This is a genomic window from Kineococcus xinjiangensis (assembly GCF_002934625.1).
Taxonomy (GTDB): domain Bacteria; phylum Actinomycetota; class Actinomycetes; order Actinomycetales; family Kineococcaceae; genus Kineococcus_A; species Kineococcus_A xinjiangensis.
This window is the reverse complement of record NZ_PTJD01000015.1, coordinates 74128-98383: the sequence shown is the minus strand read 5'-3', so window position 1 is coordinate 98383 and position 24256 is coordinate 74128. Positions and strand designations below refer to the sequence as shown.

The following is a 24256-nucleotide window of genomic DNA, read 5'->3' as shown; positions in this document are numbered from 1 at the left end:
GGGGCGGCCGCGCGGTCGGGAGGACCTCAGGCCCTTCCGCGCCCGCGCTCCAGCAGGTTCACCGTGAGCACCACCGTCGCAGCCGTCCACCCCAGCGGCGCCGGGCCCGCCGGGGACCCGTCGGGCAGCACCTTCTCCGGCAGGCTGCCCCACTCGACGCGGTGGGCGTCCAGCCACTCCAGCCAGCGCCGTGCTGTCTCCCCGTCGCCCGAGGCCGCCGCGGCGTAGGCGACCAGCGCGACCTCCGGCGTCCAGGAGATCCCGTCCTGCCTCCACCCGGCCCCGGGGGCGAGACCACCGGCGGGACGGATCGCCTCGCGCTGGTAGCCGCGCCAGGCCCGCACGACCTCCTCGCGGGCGCTCACGGTGAACGGCGGCATCAGGAAGCACACCGCGGCGTCGCGCCCGCCCGAACTCGCGTAGCGCTGGTACCCGCCGTCCGCGAAGGCGGCGTGCACGGCGTGCTCCAGGCGGTCCGCGGCGGCCGCGACCTCCGCCGCGGTGCGCCGCGCGCCCAGCAGGCGGTGCGTGCGGGCCGCGGCGCGCAGCCCGGCCAGCAGCGGGGCCACCGTCCCGAGGGTGAGGCGCCACTCCTGCCGCTCCCAGTAGTCCGACGACACCGGTGGCAGCCGCCGCCCGTGACCGGTGAGGGCGAGGGCGGAGCCGGTGGCGCGATCCAGCAGCGGCCGCATCGGCGTGCCCAGCGGCCCGGCCCGCAGCTCCCGCAGCGCCTGCGTCCCGCCGCCCGCGTCGGCCAGCACCTCCGCCAGCGCCCACAGCGCCCAGCCGGCCCCGTCGGACTGCGGCTCGCGGGCGTCGGGGGTGCTGCCGTCGGGGAGGTAGCGCGCCTCGAACCCGCCGTCGGGGCGCTGCACCGTGGCGAGGAACTCCAGGATCGTCAGCGCCTCCTGCCGGTGGCCGGTGCGGGACAGCGCCACCGCGGCGAAGGCGCAGTCCCGCGGCCACGAGTAGCGCCACTTCGTGTCGGGGCCGGCGAGGAACGTGCGGGGGAGCAGCCCGCCGGCACCGCTGGGCTGCAGCAGCTGCCGCAGGTCGACGAGGGCCCAGCGGACCATGTCCTCCCAGCGGGTGCCCTCCCCGGGGATCCGCCCCGCGGCCAGCCAGCGGGCCTCCGCGCGGGGACCGGCGTCCGCGGCGTCCTCGGTGACCCGCCAGCTCGCGTCGGTGAGCAGGCCGGGCAGCGGACCGGTCCCGAGCCGCCGCGGCAGCACCGCACCCGTGAGTCCCGCGGCGCCCAGCAGCACCCCGCCGGACATCGCCCCGAGCAACGTGCGTCGTCGCACGGCCGTCCCCTTCCTGCTGCCGGCGCTGCGCCGGTCCTCGCCTGCACGGAGGGGCGCAACCCCTCCGCCCCCGTGCCTACCACCGCCGCGGACCCGGTGGCGACCGAACGCCGTACTCCGGGGCAGCCCGGGTCAGTTCGGGCCGGCCCGGGTCAGATCCAGTCCTCGCTCTCCCGCAGCCGCTCCAGCAGCGGGCCGAGCAGCGTCCGGTCCGGCTGCAGCACGGCGCCGGTGCTGGAGAAGACGACGTCGCAGGCGCCGGTGAGGTCGAGGGCGAGGTAGGTGTACTCGTCCACGGGGCCCGTGCGGGGGTCGGCGTCCGGGGTGGTCTGCAGGTCGACCTGCGCGAAGTCGCCCGGCGCGGGCAGGCAGGCGGCGTCCCCGTCCGCGGCGGGTGCGGCGTCGACGACCGCGGCGAGCTGCCGCAGCAGCTCCGGGTCCTGCGACTGCCCGCCCCCGTCCCCGGAGACGGGGGTGAGTGTGGCGAGGGCGAGGTCAGCGCGGCTGGCGCGGGCCGGTGCGCTCCGCTCGCCGGGGTCCGCGGCGATGCGCAGGCTGTCCAGCAGGTGCGCCTGCTCCTCCTCGTCGCCGGTGACGAGCACCTGCACCCCGCGGGTGGGCAGGACGATCCACTGCCCTCCCACCTCGCCGGTGAAGGTGCTCACGAAGGCGGGGACGCCGTCGACGAGCTGCAGGCCCGGGCTCGCCGGGTAGCCGGTCTGCCAGTCGCGGCGGCTGATCGGCTGGACCACGGCGCCCGGGCCGCTCTCGCACCACGTCCGGGAGGCGGGGGCCGTCGAGACGGTCACCGTCCCGGGCACGGGGCACTGCTCGGCGACGTCGCTGCTGGCGGCGCCGTACCCGGGCGCGGTGACCTCCACGCCGTTGAGGCCCCGCTCGCTGACCCGCAGCGGCGGCGGCGTCCACTCCGGTGCGGGGGGCTGCTGCGACGCCGGCGGTGCCTGCGTCGCCCCGGGGGTGAGCGGCGGCGCCGCCCCGGGCCCGGGCAGGGCCACGACGGCGATGCCCACCGCGCACGCCGCGGCCAGGGCCCCGGCGGCGGCGACGGCCGCGGTGCGGTGGCGGTCGCGGCGGTGGCGGCGCAGCACCACCGCGACGGGGTCGTGCTCGCGCGGGGCGGCGCGCGCGGCGGTCTCGAGGAGTTCCCGGACGGAGTCCTTCGCGGGGTCCGTGGTGGGATCCGTGGTGGGGTTCATCGTGCGGCTCCGCTCCCGGGGAGGATCCCGGCGTCGCGACGGGTGGGGGCGGTCGCGACGGGGTTCCCGTCGCCCGCGGTGGCGTCTGTGCGCAGCCGCCCCAGCGCCCGGGAGGTGCGGGACTTCACCGTGCCCACGGAGCAGCCCAGGGCCTCGGCGGTGTCCGCCTCGCTCAGGTCCAGCCAGAAGCGCAGCACCAGCACGAGGCGCTGGGGCGCGGGGAGGGCAGCGAGCAGCCGCTGGGCGTCCAGGGCCGCGTCGGCGTCCGGGCGCGCCGCGGGGGAGGTGTCCGGCAGGGTCGCGGTGGGGACCTCCCCCCGCCAGCGCCGCCGGCCCGCCCGCGCGGCCAGCCGCGTCATCGCCACCCGCGCGTACGCCTCCGGGTCGCCGGCGGGGTGCAGTCGCGGCCAGGCGCGCAGCACCGCGACGAGCCCCATCTGGGCCAGGTCCTCGCCGTGGTGGGCGTCCCCGCTGAGCAGGGTGCCGAGGCGGACCAGCGCCGGGTAGCGGGCGGTGGCGAAGTCGGCGAAGCCCGGTGGCCCCTGGTCGGGTTCCTCGGGCCGGGAGCGGGGGCGGAAGTGCAGCATCACACCCCCTGAAGGCACCTGGGCACACCAGGAGGTTCCCACCTGCGTGGACTCCCCGAGCCCGTTCCCGTGGCCCGTTCCTGTGGCCTGCTCCCGTGGCCCGCTCCAGGAGCGGGGTCAGCCCAGCAGCGGGCGGACCTCCTCGGCGGCGAAGCGCACGAAGCCCGCCGGGTCCGGGTCGTCGGCGGTGGGCTGCAGCACGACCGCGTCGGCACCGGCCCCGGTGCACGCCCGCACCGCGTCGGCGACGGCCTCCGCGTCCCCGGCGATCCCCGCGCCGGAGGCGGGGTCGATGCCCCAGGAGCGCATCGACCCCGCCAGCCGCTCGGCGGCGCCGGGGCCGGTGGCGGTCAGCAGCTGCACGGTGATCCGGTGCGCGCCGGTGGCTCCCGCGGCGCGGCGGCCCTCCTCGACCAGCGCGCAGGCCCGCCGGATCCCCTCGGGGCCCAGCTCGGAGGTGAGGAGGGTGCCGTCGCCGACCTCCCCGCACAGCCGCAGCGTGCGCGGCCCCTGCCCGCCGACGTGGAGGGCGGGCGCGGAGGCCGGCGGCCAGCCGAGCCGCACCCGGTCCAGGTGGACGTAGCGGCCGGAGGTGCTGGTCTCCTCCCCGGACAGCAGGGAGCGCAGGGCGGTGACGTGCTCGCGCAGCAGCGTCAGCGGGGACTCCACTCGGGCGCCCACCTGCCCCATCCAGTCCTGCACCCCGTGGCCGAGGCCTGCGTGGAGGCGGCCGGGGAACATCCGGTGCAGCGTCGCCAGCTCCATCGCGGTCAGCGCGACGTTGCGCAGCGGGACGGGCAGCAGGCCGATGCCCACGGACAGCCGCTCCGTCCACGCCAGGGCGGCGGCGGCCGGGGCGATGCCGCTCTCCAGGAAGCAGTCCTCCCACAGCCACAGCTCCTCCAGCCCGGCCGCGTCGGCGGCCCCGGCCACGGCGCGCAGCCGCTCCGGCGGGAGCTGGGGCAGGAACACGGCGCCCAGGGTCGTCATCGTCGGTCTCCTCCGGTCGCGGGCTGGGCGCCCACTCCTAGCAGACCCGGGTGAACCGCGGGCGGCGGACGGCCCCGCCGCCGGGCCGGTCAGCGGTGGTGCAGCCGGACGACGTCCCCGTCGTGCAGGTGGGTGATCTGCCCACCCTCGAAGTCCTGCACGACGCCGCCCGCGACGGGGCGCTCGCCGGACGTCGGGTAGCCGAACCCGCTGCTCTCCCAGCCCAGCCCGGCCCAGGCGCCGAGGATGCGGCCCTGCACGACGTGGGCCCCGGAGCGCGGGGACCAGTAGACGGCGCCGTTCTGGAAGGAGGTGAACGCCCCGGCGCGCAGGCCGACCTCGCTGGTGACGGGGAACCCGAGGGGCCCGGTCTCGGCGCCGGCGGCGAGGTAGCGCTGGAGGATCGCGCCGCGCAGGAACTGCGGGCCCGTCGCGGGGCTCCAGTACACGTCGCCGCCCCGGAACCGCTGCACCGCACCGCCGCCGGCGGGACCCTCCTCGGAGACCGGGTAGTCGAGGAAGGACGTCTCCCACCCGTGGGCCTCCCACAGGTCGCGGACGGAGCCCCTGACGACCCGCGCACCGCCGGTGGGTGACCAGTAGACGGACCCGTTCTGGAAGTGCGTGAACGCGCCTCCCGGCAGGACGACCTCGCTGGTGACCGGCCGGCCGAGCGCCCCGTGCTCGGCGCCCTCGGCGAGGTAGCGCTCGAGGATGGCGCCCCGCACCGTGAAGGTCTGCCCGTCGTAGCTGTACTCCGCGGACCCGGAGGCGGGCCGTGCCTCCACCCGCTCCCCGGTGGGCGCGGCCCGGCGGGCACCGCGCTGCACGGCGGCGCCCTCCTGCGGCGCCGCAGCGGGGGCGGGCGCGGCCACCCGGGTGCCGCCGGGGACGACCGGTGCCGAGGTGGCGGACGCGCCGACGGGGCTGGCCGCGGCGGCGAGCACGGCGCAGCCGGCGGAGACCCAGACGGCGAGACGGCCCTTGCGGCCCATGCGGAACTCCCTCGGTGGCGGACGTGCGCTCCGAGGATGATGCCGCCGGGCTCCGGGCCGCCGGAGCCGGATGCCCCGGTTGCTCCCATCCGGTGACCGGAGCACCCGCCCGGCGCACGCCCCGTGACCGCGGTCCCGGGTTCCCGTGGCCGTCGCTGGGCCGTTCGGGGGAGGGGCGGTCGCGCTCCGGCGGGACGGAACCCCCGCCGCGGTGCCAGGATCGGAGGGCAGGTGCAGCGCGTCGGCCCGAACGAGTGGAGGTGCCCGTGCCAGGCCACGGCCCGACGGTCACGGTGCAGGGTGAGGCGACGGTGGAGGCCGAGCCCGAGCTCGCCGTCTTCGCCGTGACCCTCACCGCCACGGGCCGGGACCGCGCCGACGTCCTGCGCGACGTCGCCGACCTGCACAAGCGCACCTGGAGCGCCCTCGTCGGGCTGGGCGACGGCGTCGACGTGGAGACGGGTGGCGTCGGGGTGCACCCCCGCTACGAGGACCGCCCGGGCCGCCGGCCGCCGTGGTTCGACGCGACCGCGCAGCTGTCCGTGGAGGTCGGCGAGTTCGCGCTCCTCCCCGACGTGCTGACCGTCCTCGGCGACGTCCGCGAGCTCAGCTTCTCCGGGCCGTCCTGGCGCCTGCGGCCCGCCGGCCCCGTCCAGCGCCGCGCCCGGGCCGCGGCCGTCCACGACGCCCTGCGCCGCGCCGAGGAGTACGCCGCGGCGCTGGGCTGCACCCTCACCGAGCTCGTCGACCTCTCCGACGCCACCGACGGCCGCACGTGGGCCGCCGAGGAGTCGTTCCCCGCCGCCCTGAGCGCCCAGGCCGCGGCGCACGGCCCGCTGGCCGAACTCGACCTCCGCCCGATCCGGCAGCGCGTGAGCGGTTCGGTGCGCGCGCGGTTCCGGATGACCGTGCCCGACCTCGACGCGCTGCTGCTCGAGCTCACCGAGGCGCCCTGAGCGTCCCGCCCGGCCCTCACCCCGCCGGCTCCCCGCCCGCGAGCCACTGCTCGTACCAGTGCGCGTAGGGCGAGTTCCGCACCAGGTGGCGGTTCAGGTCGGCGGCGCCGTCGGTCCACCACACGGGTCCCCGCTCGCCGAGCGCGTGCTTGGCGGCGTCCACCCGCGCCCTCGCGGTCTCCCGCCCCGCAGCGTCCCCGGCGCGCATCGCGGCGCCCTTCGCCCGTCGCGCGGCCATCAGCTCGTGCACGAGGGCGTCCCGCTCCGCCGGGGGGAGGGCGGGGTTCGCGCACCGCCACAGGCGCCCGCGCACCACGAGGTAGCGGCCGTCCGGGGTCACGGGGTTCCCGGTCACGGACGCAGTGTCCCGCCGCAGCGCCCCGCCCGCCGTCCGGATGCCACGCCGTCCGGATGCCCCGCCGCAGGTGCGCGGGCATGATGGCGGGCAGCCCCGACGTGGATCCGGCCGCGCCGGGTGGAACGGGGGAGGACACCAGGTGCTGCACGAGGAGACCCACGCGGTTCGGCTCGAGCCGGACGGGGCACCGGAGGAGACCTGGCGCGAGGAGTACCCCTACGACCGCAAGATGTCGCGCAAGGAGTACGACCGCACGAAGTACCTCCTGCAGATCGAACTGCTGAAGCTGCAGAACTGGATCAAGCGCAGCGGTGAGCGGATGGTGATCCTGTTCGAGGGCCGTGACGCCGCAGGCAAGGGCGGGACCATCAAGAGGTTCACCGAGCACCTCAACCCCCGTGGAGCACGGGTCGTCGCCCTGGAGAAGCCCAGCGAGCTCGAGGCCGGGCAGTGGTACTTCCAGCGCTACGTCCAGCACTTCCCCAGCCGCGGCGAGATCGTGATGTTCGACCGCTCCTGGTACAACCGCGCCGGCGTCGAGCGGGTCATGGGTTTCTGCACCCAGGAGGAGTACGAGCGGTTCATGCGGCAGGCGCCCGCGCTGGAGCGGATGCTCGTCGAGGACGGCATCCACCTGGTGAAGTTCTGGTTCTCCGTCTCCCGCGCCGAGCAGCGCACCCGCTTCGTCAACCGGCAGACGGACCCCGTGCGGCAGTGGAAGCTCAGCCCCATGGACATCGCCAGCCTCGACCTCTGGGACGACTACACCGCCGCGAAGGAGGCGATGTTCTACTACACCGACACGGACGAGACGCCGTGGACGGTGGTGAAGAGCAACGACAAGAAGCGCGCCCGCATCGAGGCGATGCGCCACGTCCTGAGCCGGTTCGACTACGACAACAAGGACACCGACGTCGTCGGGTCGCCGGACGACCTCGTCGTCATCCACAACCCCGCCATCTTCGACGCCGGCCGCCGCCCCGACTCCGCGCCGTCCCTGCTGCTGCCGCGCCGCTGAGCGTCGGGCCTCAGAGCCAGCCGCGGCGGCGGAACAGCGCGTACAGCGCGACGCAGACGACGACGATGACCGCGAGGACCACGAAGTAGCCGTAGCGGGTCCCCAGCTCCGGCATGTTCTCGAAGTTCATCCCGTAGATCCCCGCGATCGCCGTGGGCACCAGGGCGATCGCCGCCCACGCGGAGATCTTCCGCATGTCCTCGTTCTGCCGCACCGCCACCCGGTTCTGCTGGACGCCCACCTGGGCCAGGTGCGCCTGCAGGACGTCGGTCAGGAGGGTGTCGTAGCCCTCGATGGCCTCGGCCGCCCGCAGCAGGTCCTCCTGGGCGTCCTGGAGCCCGGGCTCGCCCCGCTCGTCCGGTGCCGACGCCTCCGCCAGCCGCTGCACCGGCCCGGCGAACGGGGCGACGGCGCGCTTGAACTCCAGCACCTCGCGCTTGAGCTTGTAGATGCGCTGGGCGTGGTCGGCGGTGTCGCCGCTGAAGACCTGCTCCTCGATCTCGTCGACGTCGACGGCGATGGCGTCGACGACTCCGCCGTACTCCGCGACGGCGAGCTCCACGATCCGCTCCAGCACCACCGCGGGGCCGCGCAGGCCGAGCGCGGGATCGGCGTCGAGCTCGGCGCGCACCCGCGAGGGGATGCGGGACTCCCCGTGCCGGACCGTGATGACGAAGGTGGGGCCGAGGAAGACGGCGACCTCGCTGACGTCGACGACCTCCTCGGAGTCGACGTAGCGCACCGGCTTGACGACGGCGAAGGTCGTGCCGGGGTACTCCTGGAGCTTGGGGCGCTGGTGGGCCTCGGTGGCGTCGGCGACGGCGGCCGGCGGCAGGCCGAAGGGGCCGGCGAGGCGCTCCACGTCGGCGGCGGTCGGTCCGTGCAGGCCGATCCACACGAACCCGCCGCGCCGCTCCGCCTCCCGCAGCGCCTTCCCGAGGTGCTCGACGGGCACGGCGCGCCCGCCCTCGTAGAGGCGGCAGTCCACGACGGGCAGGAGGGTGTCGAAGCCCTCCAGGGCGCGCAGGTCCACCCGGTGGGACGGGGTGGAGCGCGGCGCCGGGACCGACGGCGGGCGCACCGGCCCGGTGCCGGCGCCGTCGGGGGCCAGGCCCGTCCCGGCGTCCGGCGCGGCGCCGCCCCAGCTCCCGATCGTGCGGAGCGCGCGCCCCACCCAGGCGGGCACGGGTCGGTCGGGCACGGGTCCTCCTCGGGAGCGGGGTCGGGGGGCCGGCGACGGCCCGCCCGCGAGGGTACGTCGGTGTCGCGGTCCCCGCCGGGGGAGCCGCCAGGGCGGTGCCGCGGCGCCGGGCGTGCCAATCTGGAGGGGTGCCCGTCCGCTGCCCTGCCCTGCCCGAGGAGCTGCAGCTGCCCGGGGAGGCGGCCTCCGTCGCCCCCGCGCGCAGCTTCGTCGTCGAGGCCCTGAGGAGGATGGGCCTCGAGGACGTCGTCGACGACGCCGAGCTGGCCGTCACGGAGCTCGTGACCAACGTGGTGATCCACGCCCGCACCCCCCTGGTGGTGCGGGTGCGCCCCGCCGGGCCGGAGGGGACCGGCGCGCGGGTCGAGGTCCACGACGGCTGCCCCGTGCTGCCCAGCCCCGGGCTGCTGTCCGGCACCGCCGTCAGCGGGCGCGGGCTGATCCTCGTCGACGCCCTCGCGGTGCGCTGGGGCGCGGAGCCCGACCCCGACGGCAAGACGGTGTGGTTCGAGGTCCGCGCCGGGTCCACCACCGCGATGGAGGAGCCGTCGCCGGAGGACCTGCTGGAGATGTGGGCCGCGCTGGAGGAGGCCAACGCCGACGCGGCCGCGACGGCGCCCGGCGGCGGTGCGGCGCGCGTGCACGTGCTCCTGCCGGGGGTGGCCACCGCCCCGCTGCTGGCCTCCCGGGCCAACGGCGAGGACCTGCTGCGGGAGCTGCAGCTCCTCCTGCTCGGGGACGCCTCCCAGCTGAGCGCCTCCCCCCGGCTTGCGGAGCAGGTGCGCTTCGCGAGGCGCCTGGACGCCGCCGCCCGCGCGGCCGAGGACCTGCGCTCCCAGCTGCGGCACCAGGCCCTGCACGCCGTCGCCGACCACCTCGACGTGGTGGACCTCGAGCTCGACCTGGACCCCGCCGACGCCGACGCCGCCGAGGAGCTGAGCGACGCCCTGGACGAGGCCGTGCGCCTGCACGGGGCGGGGGTGCTGCCGGAGGCGGAGGGGCTGGCCGAGAACGCCGACTTCCGCCGCTGGTGCCTGCGGGAGGTCGCCGCGCAGGTGCGGGCCGCCGCGGGGGACTGATTCGCGGGGTCCGCGCGGGGCGGCGCGCAGCCGCCGTCAGCGACGCTCGAAGCCCCGCGCCCGCTCCACGTCCGTGACCTCGCCGGCGTGCGCCTCCACCTCCGCGCGCGCCGCCGACACCAGCGCGTCCACCAGCGCGTCGCCCAGCCCCTTGCGCGCCACCTCGCTGCCCTCCAGCAGGTCGGCCGCCTCGCCCAGCGAGGCGGGCAGCCGCGCGGCCTGCGCCTCCGGGGCGCCGCGCACCGGCTCCGGCAGCGGCAGGTCCGACTCGATCCCGTGCCGGGCCGCCAGCAGCACCCCCGCCAGCGCCAGGTGCGGGTCGGCGTCCCCGCCGGGCACGCGGTGCTCCAGGCGCAGCGACGCCCCGGAACCCACCAGCCGCAGCGCCGCCAGCCGGTTGTCCGGCCCCCACGCCACCTGCGTCGGCGCGAACGCCCCCGGCCGCAGGCGCTTGTACGCGTTGACGGTCGGCGCGAACAGCAGCGTCAGCTCCCGCAGGCTCGCGAGCTGCCCCGCCAGCACCCGCCGCATCAGCTCCGACTCCCCGTACCGGCCGTCGCCGGCCAGCACCGCCGCACCGTCCGCGCCGCGCAGGCTGACGTGCAGGTGGCAGGAGTTCCCCTCGTGCCGGTCGAACTTCGGCATGAACGTCAGCGCCATGCCCTCCGCGGCGGCGATCTGCTTCGCGCCCGTCCTGTAGAACGCCGCCGCGTCGGCCGCGGCCAGCGCCTCGTCGTAGCGGAAGACGATCTCGTACTGCCCCGGGGCGCACTCCCCGCGCGCCGACTCCAGCCGCAGCCCCGCCGCCGACATCTCCCGCCGCAGCCGCCGGGTGAGGGCCGCCATGCCCTCCAGACCGACGAGGGCGTAGTCGACCCCGCCGCGCGTGCCCGGTGTCAGGTCGCGCCAGCCCGCCGCGGCGGCCTGCGCGTAGGACTGCGCGAACACCCGGAACTCCAGCTCCACCCCCGCGAAGGGGACGAGGCCGTGCCCGGCGAGCGCCTCCACCTGCGCGCGCAGCGCCTGCCGGGGGGCGACGGTGACGGGGGTGCCGTCGGGGTGCAGCGCGTCGGCGAGGACGAGCACGGTGCCCGGGTCCCACGGCAGCGGCCGCAGCGTGGCCAGGTCCGGCGCCAGCACCATGTCCCCGAAGCCGGTGCCCTCCGGGTCCAGCTCCGCCGAGCGCGCCGTGACCGCCATGTCCACGTCGGTCGTCAGCAGGTACGTGCACGCCCCGAACCCGCGGTGCACCACCTCGTCGAGGAAGTGCCGCGCCGCCAGCCGGGTCCCCTGCAACCTGCCCGCCAGGTCCGGCAGGGCGAGCACCACCTCGTCGACCTCGCCCGACTCGACGGCGGCGCGCAGGCCCTCCACGGTCAGCCCCGGGCTCAGCACGACGGCACCGCCAGGACGCCTGCGGCCACCGGGTTCGGCGCGGTGCCGTGCACGACGTCCGGGGCCGCGTCGCGCTCGGCGCGGTCGTGGAACCCGCCGCCGGTGAGGTGCTCCCGGTTGAGGGCGATCCGCTCGACCTCCGGCGCGAGCAGCCCCAGCTCGTCGAACTCCCCGGCGAGGTCCGGGTGGTTCGCGCGCCACTCCAGCAGCTCGTCGCGCACCAGCGCCCAGAACTCCTCCTCCGCGACGCCCAGGTGCTCCGCCGCGACCCCTGCCAGGAACCGGAAGTGCCCGGCGAAGACCGCGGAGACGATGCTGTGGGCCAGTTCCTCCCGTGGCCAGCGCACCAGCACCGCGTCGGCGCGCTCCGGCAGCCCCGGGTAGGTGCGGCCGGGCAGCAGGTTCACGTCCTCGGCGAAGTCCTTCACCAGCACCCGCACCGGCACGTCCGGGCGGCCGCCGTCCGCGCCGGTGGAGAACACCACGACCGTGTTCTCCCCGTGCGGGCAGAACGCCACCCCGTGCTCGGTGAGGCAGTGCAGCAGCCCCGGCAGCAGCGCCCGGCACAACCGCCGCAGCCAGGTGCGCGGCTCCTCCCCGGAGCGGGCGACGAGCTCGGCCAGCAGGGAGCGCCCCGCGGGGTCGACGTGCAGCAGGCACGCCAGCGACCGCGCCCGCTCCCCGGCGCGCAGGTGCGCCTCGACGGGCTCCCGCCACACCGCGCCCAGCAGTTCGCCGTAGCGGTACGGGGCGTCGGGCAGCGCCTCGAACGCCTCGTGGCGCACGACGACGCTCGCCACCTCCCGCAGGAACCCCAGGCCCGTCCCGCGCAGCGCGCCGTCCTGCCGGTGCAGGTGCCCGAGCCAGTCGCTGACGTCGGGGGCGGCGGCGGTGGCCTCGGTGCCCAGGCCGCGCCAGACGAGGGTGTTGCGCATCAGCAGGGGCGTCTTGACGTCGCGGTGCCCGCCGGCGACCAGGGTGCGCACCGACTGCACCGGCCGGTACGCCACGGGCGCCTCGCCGAGCGGCACGAGGCGCCCGTCGGCCAGGTGCGGTGCGAACAGGGTCCGCACCACCGTCTCGTCCTGGTAGGGGTGCACCGGCAGCCACGCGTAGCCGTCGGGGTCGTCGACCTGCGCGGCCAGGCGCGCGGCGAACTCCGCCACGACGTCGGCGCCGAGCTCCTCGCGCAGCAGCCGGTGCCGGTCCAGGCCCGGGACGGCCTGGTAGGAGGCGATCTGCGGGGACGCGGCGTACCAGCGCAGCCGCACCTCGGCCCGCGCCTCGGGGGAGTAGGCGTCGAGGTCGTCGGCGGCGAAACCCAGCCGGCCCTTGTTCAGCAGCAGCACCGGGTGGCCGGTGAGGTGCTGCTCCAGCTCGGCGTAGCCCAGATCCGCGAGCTCGGTGGCCGCCGGTGCGGTGGCGAGGATGCGCGCGTCGGCGGCGTGGGTGGCGGTCAGCTCGCGCACCACCTCCGCGGCCGTGGGCCCGTCGAGGCCGAGGACCTCCCGCGCGTCGAGGACGAGGCGCACCGGGTCGTCGGCCGGTTCCGCACCCCGCGCGCCCTCCTCGCGGGTGACGGACGCGGTGTCCACCCGCCACGTGCCGAAACCCCCGCGCCGGGCGGAGAACCGGTACGTCACGCCGCCGGGCAGGGGCAGTTCCCAGGAGCCGGCTCCGGTGCCCGCGACGGGGACGAGCAGTTCCTCGTAGGCCAGCTCGGCGAGCGCCTTGGCCACGAGGGCGCGACCGGCGGCGCGCCAGACGGCGGCGGGCGCGCCGGTGCTGGACCGGGCGGTGGGTGCGTCAGCGGACGGGGTCGAGGTCACGGTGGTTCTCCAGGTCGTCAGGAGCAGGAGCAGGAGCAGGAGCAGGAGCAGGAGCAGGAGCAGGAGCAGGAGCAGGAGCAGGAGCAGGGACGGGGACGGGACGGGCGCTGCGGGCGGGCAGGGCGGCGAGCAGCGCCGTCGCGGCGAGCAGCGCGGCGCCGAGGGCGAGGGGCGCGGGCAGCGCCACCGCGGCGGTGGCCGTGGCCAGGACCGGCGCGGCCAGCAGCGCGGCGGAGCGGGCCGTCTCCACCGCGGTGAACCCGGGACCGGTCGTCCCCGCCGCCGCGAACACCCGCTCGTCCAGCGCCACCGCCAGCAGCCCCAGCCCGGCGCCGAGCAGCAGCCGCCCGGCGGGCAGCGCCGCCCCCGGCCCCGCCGCGGCCTGCACGAGCAGCCCGGCGGCGGCCGTGCCCGCAGCCAGCGGCAGCAGCGCGCGCGGCAGCGCGGCGGCCAGGCGCGGCGCGAACGGCAGCACCGCCAGCGCCGCGGCCGACGGCAGCAGGAACAGCACCGCCGCCTCCCCGAGGGAACCGCCCCCGGCGAGGACCAGCTCCGTGAAGAACGGCCGCCCCACGGACGTGCCGAGGTCGGTGAGCACCGCCAGCAGCGCGACGAGCAGCAGCGGGCGCAGCAGCCGCCGCCGGGCAGGCGCGGAGGCAGTGGCGGAGGCAGGAGCGGCAGGGGCGGGGCCGGGGGAGTGCGGCTCGGCACCGGCTACGACCGGCCCGCGGCCAGCCACCGCCCGCCGCACCGCCAGCGCCAGCGCGACGTCCACCACGGCGAACGCGGCGAGGCCGAGGCGCGGCTCGGGCATCGCCACGACCGCCGCACCGACGCCCGTCGCCAGCACCGACGCCACGTGGAACACCGCCGCGTACGTCACCAGCGCCCCGATCCGCGGGTTGCGGCCCCTGCCGCCGAGGCGCCGGTCCGCCACCGCCACGAGCGCCGGGTACGCCAGGACCAGGGAACTGCCCGTGGCCACGACCCCGGCCGACAGGGCCGTGAACACCGGCAGCGTCGGCGCGAGCGCGAGGCCCAGGTCGAACACCGCCGAACCCAGCAGGCCCACCACCAGCAGCCGCGGCAGGGACCAGCGACGGGCGGCCAGCCCCCACAGCGGCAGCGCCAGCAGACCGGCCAGCCGGCACGCCGTCAGGTACGCGCCCGTCGCCCCCAGCGCGGTCTCGCCGAACAGCTCCCGGAACAGCACCGGGTAGTACGGGGTGAGGGCCGTCTCCGCGACGAGCTGGAACGCCACGACCAGCGCCAGCACCGTCGTCGCGGAACGCCCCGCCGGAGAGGAGCTCACGGCGCTCCGAACGTCGTGAAGGCGCCCTCCTGCGCGACCCCCACGAGGTCGCGGCCCGTCACCGCCGACAGCACCCGAGCGCTGCGCCACGCGCCGAGGCCGAGGTCCGGGGCCCCGACGCCGTGGGTGTGCGCCTCGGCGTTCTGCACGTACAGCGCACCCGGCACCCGCAGGGCCACCCGGTGGTCGGAGTCCACCTGGTAGCGGCCGTGCTCGTCGAGGTCCAGCAGCGGCAGCAGCGGCTCCAGCAGCGCCGGGCGCCGCGCGGCGTAGCCGGTGGCCAGCACCACCGCGTCGGTCGCCACGTCGAACACCTCGTCCTGCAGCAGGTGCCGGCAGGACAGTGCGTACCCCTCCCCGTCGGCACGGGCCGCCTCCACCGCCACCCCCGGCTGGAGCACGGCGTCGACGCCGCGACCGCCGGCGCTGCGCTCGTACAGCAGGTCGTAGACGTCGGCGATGGTGGCCGCGCTGATCCCCTTGTAGAGCTGCCACTGCTGCGGCAGGAGGCCGTCGCGGGTGGGCTGGGGCAGCCCCGAGAAGAACCGCGCGTAGTCCGGGGTGAAGTGCTCCAGGCCGAGCTTGGAGTACTCCATCGGCGCGAACGCCGGGCTGCGCGTCATCCAGCGCAGCGACTGCCCCGTCTCCGGCTGCGCCCGCAGCAGGTCGAGGAAGACCTCCGCCCCCGACTGCCCGGAGCCCACGACCGTCACGGAGCCGGCCTCCAGTAGGGCGGGGCGGGCGCCGAGGTAGTCCGCGGCGTGCACGACCCGCTTGCCGAGCACGCCCGAGAACGCCTGCGGCACCACCGGTTCGGTGCCCACCGACAGCACCACGGAGCGCGCGGCGCAGGTCTGCGAGCGCTGCGTGAGGACGTCGGTGACGGTGACGCGGAACGCGCCGAGCGCTTCGTCCCACGCCAGCGCGTCCACCCGGGTGCCGAACCGGCAGCCGGGGATCGAGGCCGCCGCCCAGCGCAGGTAGTCGTCGTACTCCACCCGCGGCACCTGGAACCGCTCCGCGAAGTAGAACCGGAACAGCCGCCCGCGCTCGCGCAGGTACGACAGGTACGACCAGCGGCTGCACGGGTCGACGAGGGTCACGAGGTCCGCGAGGAACGGCACCTGCAGGGTCGCGCCCTCCAGCAGCAGCCCCGGGTGCCAGGAGAACTCCGGGCGCTGGTCGAAGAACACGGCGTCCAGGTCGTCGACGCCGTCCGCCAGCGCCGCCAGCGACAACCCGAACGGGCCCAGGCCGACGCCGAGCAGGTCGTGGACCCTCACGGGCGCACCTCCTTCAACGGGTTGGGGACGGCGACGTACACCGACTGCGACTCCACGGGGCCCTCCAGTTCGTCCCGCCCGCCCACGCCGGTGAGGAGGTTCGCCTTCACCGGCAGGGCGTCGGCCTCCAGCAGCAGGGCGGCGGCGGGCGAGGCGCCGGAGCCGCGGGCGCACTCGCGCAGCACACCGACCAGGACGGCCAGCAGGTCCTCCTCCGCGGCCAGTCCCGCCCCGGCCAGGGCGGCGGCCACCGACAGCAGCCCGTTGACCCCGAGGTAGTAGACGACGCGGTCGGTGACGAGGGTGTCGTCGAAGACCAGCGGAACCCCCTCGCCGGCACCGGGCAGCAGGACGTCGGCGCGCGCGGCGTGCGAGGCGGCCACGTACCAGCCCTGGTTGTCGCGGTACCACGCGCGGTCGGGGACACCCTCGGCGTCCAGGCCGACGAGGGTGTTCTGCAGGTGCGCCTCCAGGCCGACGCCCCAGGCGCCGTGCAGCCACAGCAGCGGCCGCGCCACGGCGTCCAGCCAGCGGCGGTACCAGTGCGCGGCGGCCTCGGCCACGGGCACCGCGCGGCGGGCGGCGAGCGCCCGCACCAGGTCGGCGGCCACCGGAGCGCCGCGGTCGGGTCGGGCGTCGACGAGCGCACCGGCGCAGGCGATCCGGTCGGTGGGCGCGAACGGCTGCTGCCGCACCACGGTGTCCAGGCCCACCGGCCCGGCGGGGGAGTCCACCCCCACCCACGCCGGGTCGAGCACCAGGCCGAAACCCGGGTGGGCCGCGGCCAGTGCGGCGCCCAGCCCCGCCTCCACGAGCGCGGCGGTGCGCTGCCCGAGCAGCAGTTCGCCGCGGACGTTCTCCCGGCGGCTGTTCGTCACGCGCAGCCTGAGGCTGAGCTTCAGCATGACGTCGGCGCCCGGGCGGGCCACGGTGCGCAGCGACGACGTCGCCCACCACTCCGGCCCGGCCGGGCCGAGGTCGACGAGGTCGCCGCGGTGCAGCAGGTCCGCGGCGGCCGGGCGCTCCGCCAGCCGCGCCGCCTGCCACGGGTGGGCGGGCACCGGCACGAAACCCTCGGGGGCCCGCACCCCGGCGGCCAGGCCGTGCAGCAGCCCGGGCACGTCGAGCCCGGTGCTGCCGGTGGCGAGCACGGACGGCGCCACGGCGAACCAGTGCAGCGGGAACCGGCCCCGCGACTCGGGGGAGTAGCGGGCGTCCTCGGCGTCGGGCAGCCCGTCGCGGCTCTTCGTCATCGGGTGCCACGGGTGCCCGGCCAGGAGGTCCTGCTCGGCGGCGAGCCAGGCAGGCAGACCCGCGGGGGGTTCCGGGTCGGACGCCCGGGCCTCGGCGTAGCCGGCCGCACGGGTCGCGGACTCCACGATCCGGGCGCGGGCGTCCTCCGCCCGGACCGGGGGCAGGCCCGCGCGGGCGGCGGCCTCCGCGCTCAGCAGGGCGGCGACCTCCGCCAGGTCCAGCCCGCCCGCCCCCGCGACGCGGCACTCGCCGAGGGCGTGCGCCCCGCTGGGGGAGCGGCGCAGCACCTCCACGTCGAGCAGTCGCCCCGTGGCGGGCAGGTCCAGGCGCACCGTGCCCCGGTCGGGGACGTCCACGCCGGTCTCGCGCAGCCAGCAGCGCAGGAGGACGTGCAGCGCCTCCGTGCGCGCCCTCGCACCCGCGCCGTTCCCCGCCGCGCGCCCCGGTGCCGCGACCAGCGTCATGCCTGAGCCTGCCCGTCCAGCAGGGCGAGCTCCGCGTCGCCGGCCTCGACCACGAGGTCCAGCAGCGCGTCCACGTCCGCGGGCGTCGCCTCGGGGTTGAGCAGCGTGAGCTTCAGCTGCACCCGCCCCCCGGACTCGGTGCGGCCCACGACCGCGCGGCCCTCCCGCAGCAGCCGCCGCCGAAGCCGGGCGTTGAGCCCGTCGGCGTCCGGGTGCTGCGGGCGGTAGCGGAACACCACCGTCGTCAGCACCGGTTCCGCCGTCAGCTCCAGCGCCTGCGAGGACCGCACCCGCTGCGCCGCGTGCCGGGCGAGGGCTGCGCAGGCGTCGACGCGCTCGCCGAGGCCGGCGCGGCCCAGCGCCCGCAACGTCACCGCGATCTTCAGGACGTCGGCGCGCCGGGTGGTGCGCAGCGACTTCCCCAGCAGGCTGGTGTACCCGGCCGCCTCGTCGTCGGCGGGGTTCAGGTACACCGCGCGCCGCTCCAGCGGGCGGAACGCCTCCTGGGTGCGGGTCAGCAGCACGCCCGCCGCGGCCGGCTGCCAGCCGAGCTTGTGCAGGTCGAGGGAGACGCTGTCGGCCAGGTCGAGGCCGTCCAGCAGCGGCGCGAGCGCGTCGGAGAACAGCGCGCCCCCGCCGTAGGCGGCGTCCACGTGCAGCCAGCCGCCCGCCGCGTGCGCGGCCTCCGCCAGCGGCCGCAGCGGGTCGATGCTGCCGAAGTCGGTCGTGCCCGCCGTCGCCACCACCACGGGACGCTCCCCGACGGGCGCGGCCACCAGCGTCCTGCGCAGGAACTCCGCGTCCATCCGGTGCTGCGCGTCGACCGGCACGAGCACCGGCGCGGGCAGCCCCAGCAGGGTCGCGGCCCGGTCCACGGAGAAGTGCGCCAGTTCGCTGGCGTAGAACCGCACGGGGGCGGGTGCGGCGTCGCGGGCCAGCATCAGCGCCGTGTACGTGGAGGCCGTGCCGCCGGTGGTGACGACGCCCGTGCCGGAGGGGAAGCCCGCCAGGGCGGCGAGCGCGCGCACGACCCGGTCCTCCAGCTCCGTGGCGGCCGGTGCCTGGTCCCACGAGTCCAGCGACTGGTTCAGCGCGCTGGCGGCGAGGTCCGCGGCCACCGCCACCGGCAGCGGCGGGCAGTGCAGGTGCGCCGCGCAACGCGGGTCGGCGGGGTCCGCGGCCCCCGCGGCGACGGCGGTCACGAGGTCCGTGAGGGCGCTCGCCTCCCCGACGCCGTGCTGCGGCAGGGCGTCGCCGCCGAGCGCCGCGTCCACCGCCCGCGCGACCTCGGCGGGGTCGCCCGCCGGGACGGGCCCCGGTCGGGCGGCGCGGCCGGCGGCCAGCGCGTCGAGGCTGAGCGCGACGAGTTCGTCGAGGCTCGCGCCGGAGCGGTTCACGTCGGGTCCGGTGCGGTTCACGCCCGGTGCTCCCGCTCCGCCACGGCGATCGCCTCCGCGAGCCGGTCCAGGACGGAACCGGCCTCCTCGTCCGTCATCACGAGCGGCGGCAGCAGACGCAGCACGCTGTCGTGGCGGCCGCCGAGCTCCACGATCAGACCGCGGCGCAGGCACTCCGCCCGCACGGCGGCGGCGAGGCCGGGGGCCGCCGGTCGGGCACCGCAGGCGTCGGGCTGCGCGCCCGGCTCGACCAGTTCCACGCCGATCATCAGGCCGCGGCCGCGGACGTCGCCGATGCAGGGGTGCTGCCGCTGCAGGGTGCGCAGCTCGCCCAGCAGCCGCTCCCCGAGGGCCGCGGCGCGCTCGGGCAGGCGTTCGGCGAGGACGTGGCGCAGGGTGGCGGCGCCGGCGGCCATCGCGAGGGTGTTGCCGCGGAACGTCCCGGTGTGGGCGCCCGGGGCCCAGGTGTCGAGGTGGGCGGCGTAGACGACGACGGCCATGGGCAGGCTGCCGCCGATGGCCTTGGACAGCACCAGGACGTCGGGCTCGATGCCCGCGGCGTCGACCGCCCACATCGTGCCGGTGCGGCCCACGCCGGTCTGCACCTCGTCGACGACGAGCGGGATGCCCCGCTCGGCGGTGGCCCTGCGCATGTGCCGCAGCCACTCCAGCGGGGCGGGGATGACGCCACCCTCGCCCTGCACGGCCTCCAGCACCATCCCGGCGGGTTCCACGACGCCGCCGTTGGGGTCGTCGAGGAGGCGTTCCACGTAGGTCGCGGAGACCCGCGCGGTGGCGTCCCCGCCGAGGCCGAAGGGGCAGCGGTAGGCGTAGGGGTAGGGCAGGCGCACGGCCTCGGCGGCCGCCCCGCTCATCGGCGCCTTCGCGGCGACCCCGCCGGAGGCCGCGAGCGCCCCGGCGGTCATGCCGTGGTACGCGCCGGTGAAGGCGAGGACGCCGCTGCGGCCGGTGGCGGTGCGCACCAGCTTCAGCGCCGCCTCGACCGCGTCGGTGCCGGCGGGACCGCAGAAGTGGACGCGGCCGTCGCGGGCCAGGCCGGGCGGCAGCGCCGCGAAGAGGGCGTCGGTGAACTCGTCCTTCTCCGGGGTGGCGATGTCGAGGACGTGCCAGGGGGCGCCGCGGTCGACGACGCGGCGGACGGCCTCGACGACGACGGGGTGGTTGTGCCCGAGCGCGAGGGTCCCCGCGCCGGAGAGGCAGTCGAGGTAGGTGCGCCCGTCGGCGCCGGTGACCGTCATGCCGGAGGCGGCGACGGGGACGATGCGGAACGTGCGGGCGTAGGTGCGGGCAGCGGACTCGCGGGCGGCCTGGCGGGCGAGGACACCGTCGGGGTCCGTGGTGGTGGTGGGGCCGAGGGTGAGGGTCACCGGACGTCCTCCAGGACGGGGTCGGGGGTGCGGGGGTGCGGTGCCGGATGATCCGGCACGAGGACGTCGCGCGTGGCGACGGGGTGGCCGAGGAACGAGGGGAGCGCGAACTCCCAGCCGTAGGCGCCCGCTCCGGGGAACACCACGAGGTCGCCGGCGCGGACCCGGCCGACGACGACGTCGCGGGCGAGGACGTCCTCCGGGGTGCACAGCTCACCGGCGACGGTGACGGGCACCTCCCGGGCCTCGGGGCGGGGCAGCCCGGTCGGCCAGGAGTCCACCGGCAGCACCGCCAGCGGGAAGGGGAACTCCTCCGTGCCGGGCAGGGCGAACGCGGAGATGCCGCCGCGCAGGAGGACGAACGTGCTGCCGTAGGCGGACTTCACGTCGACGACCTCGGCGGCGTACCAGCCGCAGCCGGCGGCCAGCCACCGGCCGGGCTCGAACGCCACCTCCACTCCCGCCGGGGGGCGCAGGCCCGCGAGCGCGTCGCCCAGCAGGTCCAGGTCGAGGGGGTCCTGCCCGTCGTAGGAGACGCCGAGGCCGCCGCCCACGTCGAGCCAGCGCAGGTCCACGCCGGTGGCGGCGGCGGTGCGGGCGGCCCAGTCCAGGCACCAGCCGACGTAGGCGGCGTGGGCGGCGGCGTCGCGGTTGCCGCAGACGGCGTGGAGGTGGAAGCCGGCCAGGTCGAGGCCGGGCAGCGACCGCGCGAGGCCGACGGCGGCGGGCACGTCGGGTTCGGGGATGCCGAAGGGGGTGGCGCGCCCGCCCATGGCGAGGGTGCCGGTGACGGCGACGCTGCGCGGGTTGACCCGCAGTCCGACCCGGACGGTGGTGCCGCGCTCGGTGGCCAGCGCGGAGAGGCGGGCGAGTTCCAGGGGGCTCTCGGCGTGGACGACCTCGGTGCCGGTGTCGAGCAGGGCGGCGAGGAGGGCGGGGGACTTGGCGGGGCCGGCCGCGAGCAGGCGCTGCGGGCGGCCCGCGGCGGTGAGCACCTGCGCGGCGCTGCGGGCCTCGGCGGCGGAGGCCACCTCGAAGCCGTCCACCCCGCCGGCAGCGGCGAGGGCGGCGAGGACGGCGGGGGAGCCGTTGGCCTTGACCGCGAAGAACAGCGACGCCCACGAGGGGAGGGCCGCGCGCAGGGCCCGCGCCGCGGAGGCCGCGACCGCAGGGTCGTAGACGTAGCCGCTGACCGCCTCCCCGCGCCGGGCGCGGTCGAGGAGGTGGCGCCGCACGTCCGCGGGCACGGCACCGGGCGGCAGGGCCCGGGCGCACGCGGTGCCCCGGCTGGTGGCTGGTCGCAGCACCGCAGTCCTCGCTCAGGTCGGCCTTAGTTAGGTGAGGATGACCTTAGTGGTGCGCGACCGGGTTCTGGCAAGCGGCCCCTCGTGCGGCCGGTCCCACCTCGGGGTCGGGCGAGCCCGCCCGGCCGGCGCGGTCCCGCGTCCCCTGGCGGCGCCCCCCGGTCGCCACCACACTGAGCCGGGGGTCTCACGTGGAGGACGGGGGGCGACGTGGTGGGTGTGGACGGGGATGCCGCCGGCGCCTGAGGGCCGGGGGGTGGCCGCCTGGCCCGTCTCCGCCGTCTACCAGCCGATCGTCGACCTCCGCGACGGTGCCGTCGTCGCGGTCGAGGCGCTGGCCCGCGGCGGGCCGGGAGCGCCGGCGGCGTCACCCGCGGTGCTCTTCGCCGAGGCCCGGGCCGCCGGCGGGAACGCGCTGCGCACCCTCGACTCCCAGTGCCTCCGGGCGGCGCTGACCGGACTGGCCGGCCTGACCGAGCCGGCCACGGTGTTCGTGAACCTCGAACCCTCCACCATCGCCTCGATGCGCGCCGGCGAGTTCCGCGGCCTCGCCGACCTCATCCCCGCCGGGGTCCGGATCGTCCTCGAGGTGACCGAGCGGGCGCTGTTGGAGGATCCGGCGGAACTGCTGGCGGGGGTGGCGCGGGCGCGGGACGCCGGGTGGAGCGTGGCGGTCGACGACGTCGGCGCGGAGCCCGCGGCGCTGGCCCTGCTGCCGTTCCTGGCGCCGGACGTCATCAAGCTGGACCTCGCGCTCGTGCGCGCGCACGCCTCGATGGAGATCGCCGCCATCGTCAACGCGGTGCGCGGGGAGGCCGAGCGCTCCGGGGCGCTCATCCTCGCCGAGGGCATCGAGAGCGACGGGCACCTGGAGCGGGCCCTGTCCCTGGGGGCGCAGCTCGGGCAGGGCTGGCGGTTCGGGCGGCCGGACGGGCGGGTGGAGCTGGGGAGCTCCCCGCTCCGGCTGGGGCGCTCCCGCCGCCTCATGCCGGCGGTGACGCCGTTCGAGGTCCTCAGCCGCGAGATGCCCGCCCAGCGGATCGCGGCTCCGCTGCTGGCGGCGATGTCCCAGCAGATCGAGCAGCAGGCGCTGCTGCTGGACGAGCTGGCCGTGGTGGTGGCGGGGTTCCAGGACGCCCGTCTGTTCTCGGGGCCGCTGCAGATGCGGTTCCAGGCGCTGGCCGCCTCGACCGCCCTCACCGCGGTGTTCGCCCCCGGCATGCCGGCCGAGCCCGCGGTGGGGGTCCGCGGTTCCACCACCGCGCCGGGGGACCCCCTCGCCGACGAGTGGGTCCTCGCCGTGGTCTCCCCGCCCTACGCGGCGGCCATCGCGGCGCGGGAGTCGCGGGAGCCGTCCGCCGACGGGCACCGCCGACTCGACTACGTCCTCACCTACGAGCGGGACCGCGTGCTGGCCGCGGCGGCCTGCCTGCTCGCGCGGATGCGTCCCGCTCCGGCGGGTCCGGTCGGGAACCCCGCCGGGGAGGTCGTCGCGCCGAGGAGCACCGGCGCACCGGCAGGGCGGACCGCCCGGCTCCGCCCTGCGGGGGCCCTGCCCCCCGAGGAACTGCCGGAGCTGCTGCTGCGGGCGGTGTCCACCGCCAGCAACGGCATCACCATCGCCGATGCGCGAGCCCCTGACACGCCGCTGGTCTACGCCAACCGGGCCTTCCTGGAACTCACCGGATACCCGGAGGAGGAGGTCCTGGGGCGCAACTGCCGGTTCCTGCAGGGATCGGGGACCGACCGGATCCAGGCGCACTACATCGCCCGGCAGCTCGCGGCGGGACGGGAGGTGCAGACCGTGCTGCTCAACTACCGCAGGGACGGCATTCCGTTCTGGAACGAGATCACGATCTCTCCCGTCCACGACGGGAGCGGGCGCCTCACCCACTTCATCGGCAACCAGGTCGACGTCACCGAACGCGTGCACCAGCAGGAGCGCGCCGCCTACCTCGCGTTCCACGACCCCCTCACGGGGTTGCTCAACCGGCCGGAGTTCTTCCACCGCACGGAGCGGGAACTGCGGCTGGCGCGGGAGGGGGAGTCCGGGGTCGCGGTGCTGTTCCTGGATCTCGACGGCTTCGACACCGTCAACGAGGGGTTCGGGCACCGGGTGGGCGACGAGGTGCTCGCCTCGGTCGCGGCCCGGCTGGAGGCGGCCGCGGGAGAGGGGGTGGTGCTGGTGCGCATGGGCGGGGACGAGTTCGCCGCCGTCCTGGCCGGGGTTCCGCCGGAGGGCGGGGAGGAGGTGGAGCGCCTCGCGCGGCGGCTGTCGGCGGTGGTCCGCGAGCCGCTGCGGCGCGGGGGGCGGGAACTGCGGATGTCCGCGAGCGTCGGTGCCGCGGTCTTCCCGCGCGACGGCCGCACCGCCGAGGAACTGCTGGACGCGGCCGTCGCCGCGATGGGCAGGGTGAGGCGGTCGGAGGTGCGCCGCCGTTCGTGCTGAGTCGCGGCCGGTGGCGGGCGCGGCGCCCCGGTGGGTTCCGCGGCGCCGCGCCGGAGCCGTCAGTCGGCGGTCGGGCCGTTCCAGTCCACGAGCTGGACGATCACCCCGTTGGGGTCGCACACCTGGAAGGCGCGCTCGCCCCACTCCTCCGCCGTCAGCGGCATGGTGATGGTCACGCCCTCGTCCTGGAGCCGGGCCAGTTCGCCCTCCAGGTCCTCGACCTCGAAGGCGAGGATCAGTCCGGCGGCGCGGTCGTCGCGCTGGTCCGCGGGCAGGGTCGGCAGGCCGCGCCGCAGGTAGATGACGTGCATCCCCGAGTCCTCGCGGGCGAGGGAGGCGAAGCCGTCGGCGGACAACCGCTCGGTGAAGCCGAAGTGCTCGACGAGGAAGGTGCTGGAGGCGCCCACGTCGTCGACGTTGAGCGACACGGCGGTTCCGGTGATCTTCACGCTGTTCTCCCGTCTGGCGGTGCGCCG

Annotated in this window: 20 protein-coding genes; 4 read left to right on the top strand and 16 right to left on the bottom strand. The window is 77.1% G+C overall.

The features are described from left to right. Positions 1 to 26: 26 nt before the first annotated feature. From CLV92_RS17770 to CLV92_RS17750, 5 genes are all read right to left on the bottom strand, one after another. Positions 27 to 1304: a glycoside hydrolase family 15 protein gene (locus CLV92_RS17770; protein ID WP_146099629.1), complete on the bottom strand. Its 1278-nt coding sequence runs from the start codon at positions 1302 to 1304 to the stop codon at positions 27 to 29. A gap of 152 nt (positions 1305 to 1456) precedes the next feature. Next, positions 1457 to 2521 carry a hypothetical protein gene (locus tag CLV92_RS17765; RefSeq protein WP_104434957.1) on the bottom strand — a complete coding sequence of 355 codons (1065 nt, stop codon included), beginning with the start codon at positions 2519 to 2521 and terminating at the stop codon, positions 1457 to 1459. Then, positions 2518 to 3108, bottom strand: a complete 591-nt coding sequence (locus tag CLV92_RS17760; RefSeq protein WP_104435029.1) for a SigE family RNA polymerase sigma factor — start codon at positions 3106 to 3108, stop codon at positions 2518 to 2520. The genes CLV92_RS17765 and CLV92_RS17760 overlap by 4 nt, the downstream gene beginning before the upstream one ends. Before the next feature lie 117 nt (positions 3109 to 3225). Further along, positions 3226 to 4098, bottom strand: coding sequence for an LLM class flavin-dependent oxidoreductase (locus CLV92_RS17755; protein ID WP_104434955.1), 873 nt, complete (start codon positions 4096 to 4098; stop codon positions 3226 to 3228). 89 nt (positions 4099 to 4187) lie between these two features. Then, on the bottom strand, positions 4188 to 5093 hold the full coding sequence (locus CLV92_RS17750; RefSeq protein WP_146099628.1) for an LGFP repeat-containing protein: 906 nt from the start codon (positions 5091 to 5093) through the stop codon (positions 4188 to 4190). Between the two features lie 266 nt (positions 5094 to 5359). Between CLV92_RS17750 and CLV92_RS21635 the strand changes: the two genes are divergently transcribed. Then, entirely contained in the window at positions 5360 to 6049 is a 690-nt protein-coding gene (locus tag CLV92_RS21635) for an SIMPL domain-containing protein (protein ID WP_158257316.1), read from the top strand. Positions 6050 to 6065: 16 nt separating this feature from the next. Here CLV92_RS21635 and CLV92_RS17740 read toward each other — a convergent pair whose 3' ends face one another. Then, complete coding sequence (locus CLV92_RS17740) at positions 6066 to 6404, bottom strand: hypothetical protein (protein ID WP_104434949.1); 339 nt, start codon at positions 6402 to 6404, stop codon at positions 6066 to 6068. A 142-nt stretch (positions 6405 to 6546) separates the two neighbouring features. Between CLV92_RS17740 and ppk2 the strand changes: the two genes are divergently transcribed. Further along, positions 6547 to 7425 carry a polyphosphate kinase 2 gene (gene ppk2 / locus CLV92_RS17735; RefSeq protein ID WP_245886937.1) on the top strand — a complete coding sequence of 293 codons (879 nt, stop codon included), beginning with the start codon at positions 6547 to 6549 and terminating at the stop codon, positions 7423 to 7425. 10 nt (positions 7426 to 7435) lie between these two features. On the opposite strand, the gene CLV92_RS17730 is transcribed toward ppk2, so the two are convergent. Further along, positions 7436 to 8626 carry a magnesium and cobalt transport protein CorA gene (locus CLV92_RS17730; protein ID WP_245886935.1) on the bottom strand — a complete coding sequence of 397 codons (1191 nt, stop codon included), beginning with the start codon at positions 8624 to 8626 and terminating at the stop codon, positions 7436 to 7438. A gap of 128 nt (positions 8627 to 8754) precedes the next feature. On the opposite strand from CLV92_RS17730, the gene CLV92_RS17725 reads away from it, so the two are divergent. After that, entirely contained in the window at positions 8755 to 9705 is a 951-nt protein-coding gene (locus CLV92_RS17725; RefSeq protein WP_158257315.1) for an ATP-binding protein, read from the top strand. A gap of 36 nt (positions 9706 to 9741) precedes the next feature. On the opposite strand, the gene CLV92_RS17720 is transcribed toward CLV92_RS17725, so the two are convergent. The 8 genes from CLV92_RS17720 to CLV92_RS17690 are packed head-to-tail and all read right to left on the bottom strand — an operon-like array spanning position 9742 to position 21334. Further along, positions 9742 to 11100 (bottom strand): glutamine synthetase family protein, encoded by a 1359-nt coding sequence (locus CLV92_RS17720; RefSeq protein ID WP_104434945.1) that lies wholly within the window; start codon positions 11098 to 11100, stop codon positions 9742 to 9744. Further along, positions 11094 to 12929, bottom strand: coding sequence for an IucA/IucC family protein (locus CLV92_RS17715; RefSeq protein WP_104434943.1), 1836 nt, complete (start codon positions 12927 to 12929; stop codon positions 11094 to 11096). The genes CLV92_RS17720 and CLV92_RS17715 overlap by 7 nt, the downstream gene beginning before the upstream one ends. Continuing rightward, on the bottom strand, positions 12907 to 14241 hold the full coding sequence (locus tag CLV92_RS22085; protein WP_211291246.1) for an MFS transporter: 1335 nt from the start codon (positions 14239 to 14241) through the stop codon (positions 12907 to 12909). The genes CLV92_RS17715 and CLV92_RS22085 overlap by 23 nt, the downstream gene beginning before the upstream one ends. Beyond that, a complete protein-coding gene (locus CLV92_RS17710) occupies positions 14238 to 15524 on the bottom strand; it encodes a lysine N(6)-hydroxylase/L-ornithine N(5)-oxygenase family protein (protein WP_104434941.1) in 1287 nt (428 codons plus the stop codon). Before CLV92_RS17710 ends, CLV92_RS22085 begins: the two co-directional genes overlap by 4 nt. Beyond that, positions 15521 to 17242 (bottom strand): IucA/IucC family protein, encoded by a 1722-nt coding sequence (locus tag CLV92_RS17705; RefSeq protein WP_104434939.1) that lies wholly within the window; start codon positions 17240 to 17242, stop codon positions 15521 to 15523. Before CLV92_RS17705 ends, CLV92_RS17710 begins: the two co-directional genes overlap by 4 nt. After that, a complete protein-coding gene (locus CLV92_RS17700; protein ID WP_211291245.1) occupies positions 17239 to 18660 on the bottom strand; it encodes a pyridoxal phosphate-dependent decarboxylase family protein in 1422 nt (473 codons plus the stop codon). Before CLV92_RS17700 ends, CLV92_RS17705 begins: the two co-directional genes overlap by 4 nt. Next, positions 18657 to 20027 carry a diaminobutyrate--2-oxoglutarate transaminase gene (locus tag CLV92_RS17695; protein WP_104434937.1) on the bottom strand — a complete coding sequence of 457 codons (1371 nt, stop codon included), beginning with the start codon at positions 20025 to 20027 and terminating at the stop codon, positions 18657 to 18659. The genes CLV92_RS17700 and CLV92_RS17695 overlap by 4 nt, the downstream gene beginning before the upstream one ends. Further along, a complete protein-coding gene (locus CLV92_RS17690) occupies positions 20024 to 21334 on the bottom strand; it encodes an alanine racemase (protein WP_211291244.1) in 1311 nt (436 codons plus the stop codon). Before CLV92_RS17690 ends, CLV92_RS17695 begins: the two co-directional genes overlap by 4 nt. A 253-nt stretch (positions 21335 to 21587) precedes the next feature. Between CLV92_RS17690 and CLV92_RS22965 the strand changes: the two genes are divergently transcribed. Beyond that, complete coding sequence (locus CLV92_RS22965; RefSeq protein ID WP_158257314.1) at positions 21588 to 23780, top strand: diguanylate cyclase domain-containing protein; 2193 nt, start codon at positions 21588 to 21590, stop codon at positions 23778 to 23780. Positions 23781 to 23839: 59 nt separating this feature from the next. On the opposite strand, the gene CLV92_RS17680 is transcribed toward CLV92_RS22965, so the two are convergent. Then, positions 23840 to 24229, bottom strand: a complete 390-nt coding sequence (locus CLV92_RS17680; RefSeq protein WP_104434933.1) for a VOC family protein — start codon at positions 24227 to 24229, stop codon at positions 23840 to 23842. Positions 24230 to 24256 lie beyond the last annotated feature (27 nt).